Origin of the sequence: Leeuwenhoekiella sp. W20_SRS_FM14, assembly GCF_052119605.1 — a bacterium.
Classification (GTDB): Bacteria; Bacteroidota; Bacteroidia; order Flavobacteriales; family Flavobacteriaceae; genus Leeuwenhoekiella.
The window spans coordinates 446,793-461,456 of sequence record NZ_JBGQOK010000002.1 but is presented as its reverse complement, the minus strand read 5'-3'; the positions used below and the strand labels follow the sequence as shown (position 1 = coordinate 461,456).

At 34.5% G+C, this 14,664-nt stretch carries 12 protein-coding genes; 4 read left to right on the top strand and 8 right to left on the bottom strand.

All coding sequences use genetic code 11. From position 1 onward, the window contains the following. Positions 1-22 precede the first annotated feature (22 nt). Genes ACEN25_RS05515 through ACEN25_RS05500 form a run of 4 tightly spaced genes read left to right on the top strand, consistent with a single transcriptional unit; the run spans position 23 to position 3,460 of the window. Complete coding sequence (locus tag ACEN25_RS05515) at positions 23-670, top strand: DUF4159 domain-containing protein (RefSeq protein ID WP_441802033.1); 648 nt, start codon at positions 23-25, stop codon at positions 668-670. Then, positions 654-1,172 (top strand): TrmH family RNA methyltransferase, encoded by a 519-nt coding sequence (locus ACEN25_RS05510; protein ID WP_441802032.1) that lies wholly within the window; start codon positions 654-656, stop codon positions 1,170-1,172. The genes ACEN25_RS05515 and ACEN25_RS05510 overlap by 17 nt, the downstream gene beginning before the upstream one ends. After that, positions 1,172-2,266 carry an AI-2E family transporter gene (locus tag ACEN25_RS05505; RefSeq protein WP_441802031.1) on the top strand — a complete coding sequence of 365 codons (1,095 nt, stop codon included), beginning with the start codon at positions 1,172-1,174 and terminating at the stop codon, positions 2,264-2,266. Before ACEN25_RS05510 ends, ACEN25_RS05505 begins: the two co-directional genes overlap by 1 nt. A gap of 3 nt (positions 2,267-2,269) precedes the next feature. Further along, the gene (locus ACEN25_RS05500; protein ID WP_441802030.1) at positions 2,270-3,460 is read left to right on the top strand and encodes a class I SAM-dependent methyltransferase; all 1,191 of its coding nucleotides are present in this window, start codon (positions 2,270-2,272) and stop codon (positions 3,458-3,460) included. Here the strand turns inward: ACEN25_RS05500 and ACEN25_RS05495 are convergent. The 8 genes from ACEN25_RS05495 to ACEN25_RS05460 all read right to left on the bottom strand — a co-directional run bounded on the left by ACEN25_RS05495 (position 3,457) and on the right by ACEN25_RS05460 (position 14,651). After that, on the bottom strand, positions 3,457-4,020 hold the full coding sequence (locus ACEN25_RS05495) for a biliverdin-producing heme oxygenase (RefSeq protein WP_441802029.1): 564 nt from the start codon (positions 4,018-4,020) through the stop codon (positions 3,457-3,459). The genes ACEN25_RS05500 and ACEN25_RS05495 overlap by 4 nt on opposite strands. Further along, on the bottom strand, positions 3,977-4,564 hold the full coding sequence (locus tag ACEN25_RS05490; RefSeq protein ID WP_125411734.1) for a response regulator: 588 nt from the start codon (positions 4,562-4,564) through the stop codon (positions 3,977-3,979). Before ACEN25_RS05490 ends, ACEN25_RS05495 begins: the two co-directional genes overlap by 44 nt. A 1-nt stretch (position 4,565) precedes the next feature. After that, entirely contained in the window at positions 4,566-4,976 is a 411-nt protein-coding gene (locus tag ACEN25_RS05485) for a response regulator (RefSeq protein ID WP_441802028.1), read from the bottom strand. Positions 4,977-4,986: 10 nt separating this feature from the next. Continuing rightward, on the bottom strand, positions 4,987-7,200 hold the full coding sequence (locus tag ACEN25_RS05480) for an ATP-binding protein (protein WP_441802027.1): 2,214 nt from the start codon (positions 7,198-7,200) through the stop codon (positions 4,987-4,989). A gap of 1 nt (position 7,201) precedes the next feature. Further along, positions 7,202-10,822 carry a chemotaxis protein CheB gene (locus ACEN25_RS05475; protein ID WP_441802026.1) on the bottom strand — a complete coding sequence of 1,207 codons (3,621 nt, stop codon included), beginning with the start codon at positions 10,820-10,822 and terminating at the stop codon, positions 7,202-7,204. Between the two features lie 279 nt (positions 10,823-11,101). Further along, positions 11,102-12,184, bottom strand: a complete 1,083-nt coding sequence (locus tag ACEN25_RS05470; RefSeq protein ID WP_441802025.1) for a 3-oxoacyl-ACP synthase III family protein — start codon at positions 12,182-12,184, stop codon at positions 11,102-11,104. A 218-nt stretch (positions 12,185-12,402) separates the two neighbouring features. Then, entirely contained in the window at positions 12,403-14,130 is a 1,728-nt protein-coding gene (locus tag ACEN25_RS05465) for an efflux RND transporter periplasmic adaptor subunit (protein WP_441802024.1), read from the bottom strand. 32 nt (positions 14,131-14,162) lie between these two features. Continuing rightward, positions 14,163-14,651, bottom strand: coding sequence for a DUF305 domain-containing protein (locus tag ACEN25_RS05460; protein ID WP_441802023.1), 489 nt, complete (start codon positions 14,649-14,651; stop codon positions 14,163-14,165). Positions 14,652-14,664 lie beyond the last annotated feature (13 nt).

Below are 14,664 nucleotides of genomic sequence, written 5' to 3'. Positions count from 1 at the left end.
TCAATTTAAAAACAAATTTTACGTGAACCGATTATTAATCACAGGTTTATTTATCTACTCGCTGTTTTCATCTGTAAGTGCCCAACAAGTAGCTGTACTACAGTATGAAGGTGGTGGTGACTGGTATTCTAATCCTACCTCGGTTCCTAATCTCGTTTCGTTTTGCAATCAAAATATTAGTACCCGTTTAGATCCTAAGGTTGCTACTGTAGAAGCAACAGATCCTGCAATTATGCAATATCCTTTTGTACACATGACCGGCCACGGAAATGTGTACTTTTCTGATGATGCCTTGTTAAATTTAAGAAACTACCTAAATGCCGGAGGATTTTTGCACATTGATGACAACTACGGAATAGATCAATATTTAAGACCCCAACTACAGCGCTTGTATTCTGATGAAGAATTGATTGAATTACCGGCTTCTCACCCGCTATTTTCTGTGGCTTATACTTTTGAAAAAGGCCTGCCTAAAATTCACGAGCACGATGGTATAAGACCACAAGCACTGGGGATATTTAGAGAAGGTAGACTGGTTTTATTATATACCTTAGAGAGCGATCTGGGTGATGGTTGGGAGAATCCCGAAGTTCATAACGACCCTGCAGCTGTGCACGAAAAAGCCTTAAAGATGGGAGCCAATATCATAAAATATGTCTTTGAAAACTGAGCAATTAACCCACGGCACTACATCAAATGAGTCTGGGGCTCATAATTTGGTTTTAATTTGCGATGGTATTTCTAGTCCTGCAAATGCAGGAAGTTTAATGCGTCTTTCAGATGCTTTAGGAGTAAAACACCTTTATTTTTGTAATAGTACTATTAATTTTGAGAGTTCACGGTTTAAAAGAACTTCACGATCTACAGAAATGTATGTACCTTATACGCAGACATCAGATTGTGATACGATTCTTGAAAAACTTATGCAGAAAAACTATACCTTATTAGGTTTAGAACTTACAAATAACAGCATATCTTTGACAGATTTTAATATGCAGGCAAATGAAAAAATCGCTTTAATTTTAGGGAATGAGCGACATGGGATTTCTGCTTCTTTACTTACAAAATTGAATAAATCTATTTACATACCTATGTATGGTAAAAATAGTAGTATGAATGTTGCGCAGGCAGCTGCTATAGCGGCTTACACTCTTATAAATAACAGGCTTTAATGGAAGATAGATCTAAAATAATAGCATACGGCATTCTACGAGCTCTGGGTATTGTGGGCGGTATCATATTAATTCTATGGTTTTTATATAAGGTACAGGCTGTTATTATGTTTATTGCAATTGCTGCAGTGGTTTCTTTAATAGGAAGACCTATCGTAACATTTTTAAAAACCAAATTAAGGTTTAATGATATTGGTGCAGCAATAACTACCTTACTCTTTGTAATGGGTATTATCGTAGGTATTATAGCTATTTTTGTACCCATTTTGATAGATCAAAGTGAACATATAAGCAAAATAAATTTTGAAGAAGTACAGCATAACGTAAACCGCCTCAATGTAGAATTTAGCCGTTCACTGGGTGTAGATCAGGTTACGTTAATTGAGGGTTTTAAGCAGTCAGAATTTATTAAAAACTTTGATATATCGGTAATTCCAACGTTTATAAACAGTATTCTGGGTAACTTCAGTTCTCTGGTGGTAGGCCTTCTTTCTGTGACATTTATTTCTTTTTTCTTACTTAAAGACAGCAGACTTCTACTAGATAGCTTTTTAGTTTTCGCAAATAAGGGTGAAGAGAGTAAGTTTAAGCACGTTTTTCATAAAACAAAGCATTTGCTGTCCCGTTATTTCATTGGGATTCTATTACAATTGCTCATCCTTTTTATCATTTACTCTATTCTTTTATTTAGTTTCCAAATCCCTAATGCATTTGCAATTGCTCTATTTTGCGCTATGCTTAATGTTGTTCCTTACATAGGACCTGTTATAGGATGTGGGGTAATGATGTTACTCGTTATTTCGGGTTATTTTACAGCAGATTTTGAAACGGTAATATTGCCTAAAATGATTTACATTTTCATTGGTTACTGTATTGCGCAGCTCATTGATAATTTTATTAATCAACCGCTTATATTTGGTAATAGCGTAAAATCACATCCGTTAGAGATATTTCTGGTAATAATTATAGCCGGGTTATTATTTGGAATTTTAGGAATGGTTGTCGCCATACCTACGTACACTGCAATAAAGGTAGTTGCACAAGAGTTTTTATCAGAATATAAAATTGTTCAAAAGCTTACTAAAAATCTCTAATTTTTGAATAAACGCATTCTAGATCCAGACGTTTCAGAATTTATAAAATCAAATTTAAAAGAAGAGGTATCGCGCTTAATTCTAAACGGAAGCCCTTTCCCTGACGTGAGCATACAGGAACTGGCTCAGCAAGTTTTGGGATTTCAAAAAGCACAAACTAAATTACCTACCTGGGCTAAAACAGCAGGTATTTATTTTCCGCCTAAATTAAATTTAGAACAGACCTCATCAGAACCTACAGCCCAATACAAAGCGTCTCTTTTTAAAGGTGATAAACTGATAGATCTTACAGGTGGTTTTGGTATAGATGACTTTTACTTCAGTAAGCAGTTTGCACACGTTACGCATTGTGAACTTAATGATGATCTTGCTGCAATTGCTGCTCATAATTATAATAAACTCAATGTTTCTAATGTTAATGTAATTAACCAAAATAGTCTGGAATATTTAGAAAATACAACAGACCGGTACGATCTGATTTATGCAGATCCTTCACGCAGAAGTGATCGCAAAGGCAAAGTTTTTATACTTAAAGACTGTGAGCCTAATATCCCAGAAGGTTTATCTCTTTTGTTTAAAAAAACTGAAATTCTACTTATTAAAACCAGTCCCTTACTTGATATTAGTGCCGGTTTAAAAGAACTCAAAAATGTCACAGAAGTTCACGCTGTCGCATTAAAAAATGAAGTTAAAGAGCTACTGTGGATTTTGAGAAAAGATTCGGTAAATAAGCCTGTAAAGCTCGTGAGCGTAAATCTTGATAGCAACTATAACAAACCAATAAGTTTAGATGTAAGTGCTCTAAACGAATCTGTTGCAAACTATGGGGAACCTGCTTCTTACTTATATGAACCCAACGCTGCTGTAATGAAATTAGGAGCATTTAACTGGATTAGCGCCCATTACAATCTCGATAAACTTGCTCCTAACTCACATTTATTTACCTCTAACCAAAAGGTTGAATTCCCGGGAAGGGTTTTTAAAATAGATTCGGTAATTTCTTATTCAAAAAAAGAAATTAGCAAGCAGATTAAAAATACAAAAGCACACATTACAACCCGCAATTTTAAAGAAACCAGCAATACTCTACGAGAAAAGTTTAAAGTAAAAGATGGTGGTGATACCTATTTATTCTTTACAACTCTGGCAAACAATAAAACGTGTATGCTTAGGTGCTCTAAACTTGTAGATTAATAGGATTGCTTAAATACTGAAAAAGCAAAATTTGCTCCCGATACAGCCTCATCAATCTCTGCATCTGTATAGGTTTTTGTTTCTACCGCTTCTGTAAATGATTTCCAACGATTAAGAACTTCTGGAGCAGATTTACCAAAAAAATGATGGGTTTCAATACACTTCAGATTCGTACACGCTTCGAGATTTTTTCTAATCAATAATCCCCCCATCATAGAACCTTCAGCAACATAAAGCATTCCCAGCAAAAAACACGGACTTAAATTTTCAGGAATTTCAAGATTTATTTTTTCAGGTATCGCTACGTTTAATTGTTTTAAGTCCCGCTTTAATGCTTCCGATTTTTGGGCATCAGCAAAGGTTTTTAAATCATCATCAATTAACTTCATGTGTTTTTCAGACAACTCTGAAAGGGTAACATATGCTTTGTAATTTTGAGCAAGTAAGCTCTGGTACTGTTCTATTGTTATGCTATGGTCAAGTATATATTTTGCAAGATTATTTTCTTCAGTTTCTTTATGAAGCGTCGCTGTTCTGGTCTTTAGCTGTTTTAGAATCATATCCTAATTTAAGGCGTTTAAGGTCTTCTTGTATTTTCTGCATTCCATCCCGGTGAGACATATTTTCTTTAGAAAAATTTTCTAAAAACAGTTCTATATCACTAACAAGCTTTTTACTTTCTAAAATGCGCTGACGTACAGGATTAATATAAGGTCCGTTGTTACTAATAGCTTTTAAATAGGGCTCAAGGCGTTTATGCAAGGTACTTATGTTTTTCTTTAATATATAGCCAGACGCACCATTAAGGATTGTGTCTGCTGCGAGCTCCTCGTCATTAATTGTTCCCGTGATAAAAATAAACGTAACAGAAGGTGCAAGTTTCTGAGCCAGCTCCAAAACCTCTAATCCTGAACATGTAGGTAAATTATAATCAGACAGTATGAGATCTGGCTTTAAATTAACAACAGCAAGTTCAAAATCACTTAAATTGTTACAGACCGATATCGTAGCTTTTTCAGCAACTTTAGATATTTCGCGTCTTATTAAAGTACTATCACTAGGATTGTCCTCAACCATTAAAATCTGCAAAGGTTCTTTTATCATATTATTTATTATAAACAATCCAATATTCTATTAAAACAGGTAAAGCTTTACACAAATCCACATAATTTTTAGGCTTTTCTACAAAGCTATTTGCGCCAATTTCATAGGCTTCTTTAATATCGTTAGGTAAATCTGAAGAACTCAACATAACGACGGGGATGTGCAAATATTCTTCGTTAGACCTAATTTTTCTTAATAACTCTAACCCGTCTACTCGGGGTACTTTCATATCTAAAAGAATCAATTTTGGCAATGCTTTTTTGAAGGTATTACTTTCTAAATATGCAACTGCCTCTTCGCCATCACTAATATACGTGATTTCATAATCGGGTACGTGCTTGCTAAATATGCGCTTCATCAGCGCAACATCTGTTTTGTTATCTTCTATTGAAAGTATATGTTTTGAGTACACTAAATTTATTTTATCCTAAGTTAAAGTAAAAAGTAGTTCCTTGATTTACTGCGCTTTTTACTTTAATCACTCCTTGATGTTTTTTAATAATACGTTCTACAATTGTGAGTCCTATGCCAGATCCCGCATACTCATCACCCACAAGACGATTAAATAATTTAAATATGCGGTGCTCATGCTTCTGGTCGAAGCCAATACCATTATCTTTTATAAAATAAAATTGCTTTTCTTCCAGTTTTACAGACCCTAATTCTATATATGGTTGTTCTGAATGCTCAGTATATTTAAGTGCATTAGTTAATAGGTTCTGAAGCAACTGAGCTATCATATTATAATCTCCATAACTTATCGGCATATCAGATTGAATACTAATTTGTGTTTTGGGGTAATTCTGTTTTACATTTAAAAAATTCAGTACTCCCTCCGTAAGTTCTTTTATATTTAAAGGTTCACGATTAATTTGATATTGCGTCACTCTTGAGAATTCTAAAATATTATCAATAAGCTGATTCATATTTTTTGCAGAATCTACAATAGTTTCAATAGAAGATTTGCCAAAATCATCAAGTTGATTGTAATAATCCTCTTTCAGAATTTGAGTAAAACCATCTATACCACGTAAAGGAGCTCTTAGGTCGTGAGCAACACTATAGCTAAAGGTTTCTAAATCTTCATAGGCATTTCTAAGTTTCTCATTAAGCGCCTTTACCTCCTCATACTGCTTTAAAATAATTTCAGAAATATTTTGCCTCAAGGCCGCTGCAGCTGCTATCTCATAATCCTGCCAGGGTTCTGATTTTCCTCTTTGTTCTACAGACCATTTCTCAAAAGATTTACGTGGAGAAATTTTAAAGTTATGTTCTTCATGCGCCGCCTTCTCCGGATTACCACCCCATGTTACTGTAGCTATTTTTTCGGGCTTAAACCAAATTAAACAATCATTTTGAAGCTTTGATATAAACATACATAATACGCCGGAAGCCTTTTTTACAACTTCGGGTGTGCTCTTTAAATCTAAAGAAAACGCATTATTTACATAACTATTTTCAGAAGTTTGAGTTCTAATGTGCTTTATTATTTCAAAAACTTCAGCCTCTTCAGGAGCTTCTCCTAGACGATAAACTACATCATCTAAACACAAGGCTGCACCAGTGGCTTCTGTTAGATCTAATAGTGTTAAATCATCACCTGTTAAACCTGCGCGTATATCCCAGTTTCTTGTTATTTGCTCAATTAATGTATTTCTTAAAACGGCAGAAGCGTTTACTTTTTGTAGCAGTGTATTTGAAGCAGACAGTATAAGCTGATTTGAAAATACCTGCGTTAAAAAATTACAAGATTGACGCTCGTAATAATTAATAAACTTAGGTTTATAATGATGGCAAGCGATTAACCCCCATAATTTACCTTTTGAAACAATTGCTGCAGTGAGCGTGGCACCCACCTTCATATTTTTTAAATATTCAATATGAATAGGAGATGAACTTCGTAATTCGCTTAGAGTAAGATCTACAGGATTTTCACGTTCTTCACCTTCTAAAGCTAAAATTGAGACCGGTTCACTATGTATATCAGAAATAATACGTACACCTTGCTTTAAAAATAACTCACGTGCCTGTACCGGAATATCTGAAGCAGGATAGCGCAATCCCAGCCAGGACTCTAATTCTTTTGATCTCGCTTCAGAAACTACAATGCCATCCCAGTTTTCATCAAACCGGTAAATCATTACCCTATCGTAAGCATAAAATTGTTTTATGAGATCTGCCGCAACATCGCACATGTGTTGCTCCTCACGTATATCATTTAATTTTGTAACAATCTGAGAAAGCTGAATTTGATAATTAAACGGATCTGAAGGTTGTGTGTATTTTTCAAATTCTAAAAGTACAGAATCATCGTTTTTATGGGCGATTAATAAAAAATCTGATGTATTAAAACTTAGGATAATAGGTGCGAGCTTTGTATTTTTTTCTAGATTATTAAAATCTAAAACAAGTACTTCTTCTATAAACGAATGTATTGATGCTCCTAAGATTTTCTCAATAGGGGTATTTAAAATTGTTGATACATTTTCACTACAATACGTAATCTTTAATGAAGTTGCATCATAGACCAGAAGGTACCCATGATCCTGTATTTTACCAATTATGTGTATCGGCTCTTTGTCACAATTTGTTAATGATAAATCTTTAGGATACAATTCTTTAGAGCCTTCTGCCATACTAAATTTTAATTTTAAAATAAAACGTACTTCCTTCACCAAATTGAGAATCTACCCAAATTTGACCATCATGTAGTTTTACAATTTTCTTACAATGAGCCAAACCTACGCCGGTCCCTTCATATTTTTCTTCGGTAGGTACACGACCAAATATTTTAAAAATTCCTTCTAAATCATCTTCCGGTATACCTATACCATTATCTGATATTGCAAACGTCTGGTATTCTTCATCTGCAAATGTTGAAATTCGTATTACAGGTTTACTATCCTTTTTTCGATACTTTAAAGCATTACTTATAAGATTCTGAAATAAAAGGCGCAACTCAGTCTCATAGGCCATTACTTTAGGCATTTTACCTACACTTACAGATGCCTCTGCCTCACGTATACTTTTATTTAAATCATACTTTACCACTTCAAGAAGCTCACCTACATCTACTTTTGTCTTCTTTAAATCTTCACCTATTCTGCTGTGTTCTAACAAAGCTTTTATTTGCTCTGCCATTCTACCTGATGCTTCATGAATGTAACCCAGATATTCGATGCCTTTTTCATTTAACTGCTCACTATACTTTTTAAGTATAAAATCACTACTAAAACGTATGGTTGCAAGGGGCTCTTGTAAATCATGCGAACATATAGAGACAAACTGCTCCAGATCTGTATTGGTGCGCACTAAATCTTCTTTTTGACGCATCAATTCTTGCTGAATTTGTTTCAATTCAGTCACTTCCATTAAGGTGCAGCGATAAAGGGTCTCAGTTTCATCTAAATTACTTAGTGCGTCTGCATTAAAAAGAACTACTATGCGTTCGCCTGAGATATTCTCAAGAGTCATTTCTTCGGTTGTTACCTTGCCCTCTTGTTTTAATTTCTTATGTAACTGCAAGCCTTTAAGCTTGCTCTCATTTGTATAATAATCAAATATTGAAGAGCCTATAACCTGACTTTTCTTTTCAAAACCTAAGGTCTTAACAAACAATTTGTTGCACTCTACAATTCTTCCGGAATCTGCATTTAAACTCACGTGCATTACCGGATCATCTTCATAAAAGGCTTTAAATTTTTCTTCGCTTTTACGTAATTTTTCCTGTGATTTTTCAATTTTTGTGATATCAATAAAAGATATTACGACACCCTGTATTTGCTCTCCATGATTAATAAATGGAGAAATTCTTTTAATAAAATGTCTCCCCGATCTACTTATAATTCTCTTTTCAAACACAGTACCGGTTTGCATCACATTTCGAGCATTCTCTACAAGTGTACGTTCGCTAGATACACTAAAACTCGACACAAAATTATCTATAGGACGTCCTATATCGTGTTTTACTAAATGAAAGTGTTCTTTTATCGCCGGTGTAAATTTACGTATGATGAGATTTTCATCAAGAAAAACAGTTCCTATACGGGTACTATCTAACAAATTATCCATATCTGCATTAAGCATTGCCAGATCTTCCATCTTTTCAATATGCTCAGCATTTATAGAATGTAATTCTTCATTTACACTTTGCAACTCTTCGTTTGTGCTCTGTAACTCTTCATTTGAAGCTAGCAATTCTTCATTAGAAGCTTGCAACTCCTCATTACTTGTTTCTGCTTCTTCGAGAGCATTACTAAGTTCATGCTGTGTTTCTCTAAGCTCCTCTTCTAAACTTGCTATACGCTCCTGAGCACTTTTATGAATGTCTGCCCGCTCAACAACTACACCTTTTAAATTTTCTTTATCTTGTTTTAAAAATGTAACGATATAATTGTAAACATCATTTTTACCCGTATTTATAGGTTTTACAAGAACATCTACAACAGCCTCCAAAGATTTATTTTCATCAAATAATTCTACTTCTTTATAGAATATAACCTTTAGTTTACGAGCTGCTTTACGAACCGCATTGCGCACCGCTACAGCAAGCTCTGGGGCGATCATACTCATTAGATCTGTGGTAAACCCTTCAACCGGTAACTGGGCATATTTGTTAAATGCACCCATGGCTTCAATGATTTTAAAATCTTCATCTATATAAATACTGGCTGCACCAAATTGTTGTAGTACAGCCGTACTTATCTCATTCCTTAAAAATTCTTTTGTTGTTTGTTTTTTATTACTCGAATTTTTCAAATCTGATATTTGATTTTTAAAAGCATTGCGCTCTGCAGTCGAACTCAAAATTTCAGTTCTTAAACGATTAGGAGTATCTATATTTCTATATATATTCCACTTTCTATTTACCTCCTCAAAAGAATCTGCGTGTTCACCTAAAGACTCACTGGTTCCTAAAGTTATAATGCCATTTTCTTTTAATGCATAATGTAAAATATGAATAACCTTTGCCTGTACACTGCTTTGTAAATAGATGAGCAGATTACGGCAAATAACCATATCCATATTTTTAAATGGTGGATCATTTGTAATATTATGGTTTGAAAATATTATAGATTTTCGAAGTTTGTCTTTTACGGTATAGGTCTCTTTATCTCTATTAAAATACTTTGTAATACGCTCTTCAGAAATATCTCCTAAAACATTTTTAGAATATTGACTTTTACCTGCGATATCTAAATGATCACTTGAAATATCAGTCGCAAAAATTTTGAGACTTATATCTTTTCCCTGTTTTTCAATTTCATCTAAAAAAAGAATTCCCAGAGAAAAAGGTTCTTCTCCTGTACTGCAACCTACATCCCAAATTTTTATTACTTCACCTTCTACTTTTCCTGAAACCATTTCTGGTATAACCTCTGTTTCTAGAATTTCCCAAACCCGCTCATCTCTAAAAAATTTGGTAACGCCTATTAAAAATTCTTTATATAAAATCTCTACCTCTTTACGATGCTCTTTGAGATAGGCAAAATAATCTCCAAGCGACTCTAACTTTAATACACGTATACGTCTTCCTATGCGTCTTAGAAGCGTAGGTCTTTTATACAGACTAAAATCAAGATCTGTATGCACTTTTAAAATAGCAAGAATATCTTTTAAGAGGTTCTCATCATACTGAAAGGAACCTGCATTAAAATTAATACTACTTTGAGCTTCAAAATAATTAGCAAGCTCATCACTCATACGACCTACCGGAACAATATAATCTGCTAAGCCGGTTTTTATAGCATTGCGTGGCATCCCGTCAAATTTTGCCTGACCAGGCTCCTGTACCATCACAACACCACCCTTCTCCTTTATAGATCTAATACCTCTAGAACCATCGCTACCGGTACCACTAAGTACAATTGCTGCGCAATGTTCACCAGCTGTCTCAGCTAATGAATCAAAAAATAAGTCTATAGGAAGGTTTAACGTTTTATCTGTAGGCTTTGGTAGTAGCTTAAAGCAATTACCTTCTATAACTAAATTATTTGTAGGCGGAATCAAATAGATACAATTAGCCATAATCTCACCTCCGTCTTCAATTATTTTTATAGGAATCTTTGTATTCCTACTTAATAATTCGGCCATAAGACTTTTATGGTCTGGTGAAAGATGTTGCACTACAATGTAACTATACAAAGAAGAATTAGGCACATTGTCAAAAAACTCATTAAGAGCTTGAAGACCGCCTGCACTTGCCCCTATACCTACAATTATATGTTTAGCGTTTTTGTTAGTCGTATCTGTAATCACAAAAATATATTGCGTGGTTAGTTGAACTACTATTGATAATATTATTATTAATAATACACCTTAGTGGTAGTTAACAAAAATAAACCTTTTAAGAATATAAATTTAAGACGGTGTTAAAATTTAAGAATTCCTTAAGTATTATATTATTTATAATAATATTTAGAAGAAGTATTTAAATCAATTTTAATTTTTATTATTGAATTATTATTGTTAGAAAAAAAGATAAACAAAAAAAAGCGCTATTAATAGCGCTTTTTTTGTTTATCTATCATTTAAATACTAATAATTATAAACCACAGCATTTATATTCATACCGGCTCCTACAGAAGCAAATACTATACAATCTCCGGGATTAATGCTATGCCCTTCTAACTTTGATTTAAGAATAAGATCAAGTAACGTAGGCACTGTTGCTACAGATGAGTTTCCTAACCACGAAATAATCATAGGCATAACTTTTTCGGGCACCTCTTCTTTACCATAAAGTTTAAAGAGACGTTCAATTATTGCATCATCCATTTTACCATTTGCCTGATGTATAAGTACTTTACGCACATCAGAAATATCTTTGCCTGCTTTGTCTAAACAAGCTTTAATAGATAAGGGTACTGTTTCTAAAGCATATTGATATAATCTACGACCATTCATCTTTAAATAGAGATCGTCCTTATTTAAATCAGTAGGATGGTAAGAGCACCCCATAGTGAGCATTTCTGCATATCTATATGTGTCTGATCTCGTTTTATGGGCGAGTATTCCTATAGGCTGTTCACTTTCTACAGCTTCTAAAATAGTCGCACCTGCGCCATCAGCATAAATCATACTATCTCTGTCATGCTGGTCAATGATACGCGAAATCGTTTCGGTGCCTATTACCAGAACTTTTTTTGCATCACCAGATTTTATAAAATAATCTGCCTGAATCATTCCCTGTAACCAACCCGGACAGCCAAATGGTAAATCATAGGCTACACAATCAGGATTTTCAATACGCAATTTATGTTTTACACGCGCTGCTAAAGCCGGCACCATATCGCTGCGGTTTGAACCATGTTTTACGTCTCCAAAATTATGCGCAACGATAATATAATCTAGCGTTTCCTGATCTAAACCCGCATCTTTAATAGCCTCTTGTGCAGCAAAAAAAGCAATATCAGAAGCTACTAAATCATCGGTGACGTAGCGTCGCTCTTCTATAGTTGTTATTTCCTGAAATTTTTCAATAACGTAATTGTTATCTTTTGCTACAGGTTTTCCATTAGATTCATAAAACTCATGATTTAAAAAATCACTGTTTTTTATGCGTTTTTCAGGAATATAATTTCCTGTACCGGTAATCGTGCTGTAAATCTTCTTTGTCATAAATTCCTGCATTTAGTCGCAGCTTACACCTTTAGTTTACGTTTAGAATAGATCATATTTAAACATATGTGGGTTAAAATACAATCTTCTTAGTTAATTAGCGTTATACGTGATCTTTTTATTACAATGTTCAGAGCTAACTTTAAAACCTTAAAACATTGATATATAAAATGCTACCGAGTTTTTTAACGTAATTTTTAAATTTTAAAAACTCAATTCTATTGACCTTTAAACACCGAAATTACGCTCCCGCAACTACGCATGGCATCACTGTAATAGGGATTTTTTATTTCTTCAGATTCACTGAGCCAAACAGCGCCTTTACTATCATTTGCCATAGGACAACGCTGCAAATATAAGGTAGCATTCAATTTCTTTACTCTATTTGCGATTGCGGCCAGATGCTCATTTAATAAAACAAAATGTTCTCGCTGATTTTCGATTGTTGTCGCCTGGTTAATGGCTGTAAGCATTTGTGATATTTTAGAAAAATGCGATTTCTCTGCAATTTCTAAACTTACGATATCTACCTTTTCTAAATGACTTTTAAACATTTTTGCTAGCGCAGAAACTTTAGAAACATCAGAATCTATAAAAGCTTCAGTCATATTTAAATAGATAGGAATTGCTTTTTTAATTACTTCCTGAGCTTGCTCAGGAAGTACTACAGAAACCGCTCTCTTTTCAACAGATGATGCACTTTTTGCAGTATTCATCATAGACTTTTTTCCTCCTAATTGGGCTGCTGCATCTACAGTAAACGTACCGTTTATTACAATTTCCTCACCGGTTGACAAGCCGGAAACAATAGTATAATGGTCACCTGTTTTTTGACCAAGGCTCACTTCGCGCATTTCAAAAATCGGCTGTGTAGGGTTTGGCTTTACATATACGAGTGAGCGCTCGCCGGTCCACATTACAGCAGAAGCTGGTATACTTAATTCTGAGGTAGATGTCCCACTAGAGTTTTGTACAGTTGCCGAAACAAACATTCCCGGTTTAAATAAATCTTCAGAATTCTTAAGCGTAGCTCTAATAATAACCGTTCGCGTATCTGCATTTAGAATAGGGTCTATAAAAGAAATTTCACCGGTAAAGGTTTCATTAGGATAGGCATTGGTTTTAATAGCTAGCTTCTGACCTTTTTTAAATTGACTCAGCTGTCGCTCATAGGCGTCGAATTCTGCCCAAATACTGGATAGATTACTCACCTTAAAAATGGCGCTTCCGTTCATTACATGAGCACCTTCAGTTACAGAAATTTCGGTTACCACCCCAGAAACATTAGCGTATATAGGAAACCGTGTAATTACGTTCCCGGTTTTCTCAACCTCATCTAAAACAGAATCACTAATCATTAAATTTTTAAATTTATTACGTACCGCTGCGTAAAGCCTGGGTTGCGTTTCTTTAATTTTTGAAGCAGTAATCAATTCTTGCTGCGCTGCTACGAGTTCAGGAGAATAAATAGTTGCTACGCGTTGCCCTTTAGCAACCTCCTGCCCTAATGATTTTACATTTAGGGTTTCAATTCTTCCGTCAAAATGTGCCGGTTGTGTTGCTGTCTCGTTTTCATTAACCGCAATTTTACCCGAAAGTGTAATGCTTCCTGCATGTGCTTCAGACGAGTTCCCTATAACCCAGGTTTGAATATCTGCAAGTGCTAAAGCATTTTCAGTCATTTTAAATTGATTTACAGTTAAACCCAAGGCAGCAGACTCTTTTTCGACAAGGTCCATACCACAAATAGGGCAATCGCCCGGTTCTTCACGTATAATTTGAGGGTGCATAGAACAGGTGTACAATTGACCCGACTCATTTGCGCTATGCTCATGGGGATCTACTTTATTTTGCCCGGTATTTTTAGTAGCGGTATTGAATAAAATATACCCTAATCCCAGACCCAAAATGGCGGCGAGTAGTATATAGACAATAGATTTATTCATAATTTTTTATTTTACTTCCGAAGAAAAAAAGATTATTCAGCTGCTTCTAAGCGCTTAATCATTGCTTTCATTTCACCTATTTCTTTTTCTTGCGCTCTAATAATATCTTCTGCTAGTTTCTTAACTTCTGGGTCTTTGATAGCTGCCCGTTTACTGGTTAAAATAGCTATAGAGTGGTGCGGTATCATAGCTCTCATCCACGTCACATCATTTACCGGCTTTTGAGCACGTACCAGGTAAAGTGCACTGCAAAAAACAAGAACACTTCCTAATAAGATCGCTGCATTTTTAGTCTTGCTTTTATACATCTTTAGCATAAACAACAACATAATTACAGCCATTGTACAAATACCCAAACAACTCATATAAAAACGCGTTAGGCTAAAATATACGTGATCAATCTTATAGGTATTTAAATACATCGTGATATACATCGCAATAAACGAGCACCCAAGCATCATTAAAAACTTGGTATAATTGCCTTTGTGTGAATGGGAATTATTGTTATCTGTATTTATCATATTGGTTTTAAAG

Excerpts from the sequence above, each read along its gene's own strand:
- ACEN25_RS05465 (WP_441802024.1), bottom strand. The coding sequence starts at position 14,130 with ATGAATAAATCTATTGTCTATATACTACTCGCCGCCATTTTGGGTCTG.
- ACEN25_RS05495 (WP_441802029.1), bottom strand. The coding sequence starts at position 4,020 with ATGATTCTAAAACAGCTAAAGACCAGAACAGCGACGCTTCATAAAGAA.
- ACEN25_RS05460 (WP_441802023.1), bottom strand. The coding sequence starts at position 14,651 with ATGATAAATACAGATAACAATAATTCCCATTCACACAAAGGCAATTAT.
- ACEN25_RS05490 (WP_125411734.1), bottom strand. The coding sequence starts at position 4,564 with ATGATAAAAGAACCTTTGCAGATTTTAATGGTTGAGGACAATCCTAGT.
- ACEN25_RS05505 (WP_441802031.1), top strand. The coding sequence starts at position 1,172 with ATGGAAGATAGATCTAAAATAATAGCATACGGCATTCTACGAGCTCTG.
- ACEN25_RS05510 (WP_441802032.1), top strand. The coding sequence starts at position 654 with ATGTCTTTGAAAACTGAGCAATTAACCCACGGCACTACATCAAATGAG.
- ACEN25_RS05470 (WP_441802025.1), bottom strand. The coding sequence starts at position 12,184 with ATGACAAAGAAGATTTACAGCACGATTACCGGTACAGGAAATTATATT.
- ACEN25_RS05480 (WP_441802027.1), bottom strand. The coding sequence starts at position 7,200 with ATGGCAGAAGGCTCTAAAGAATTGTATCCTAAAGATTTATCATTAACA.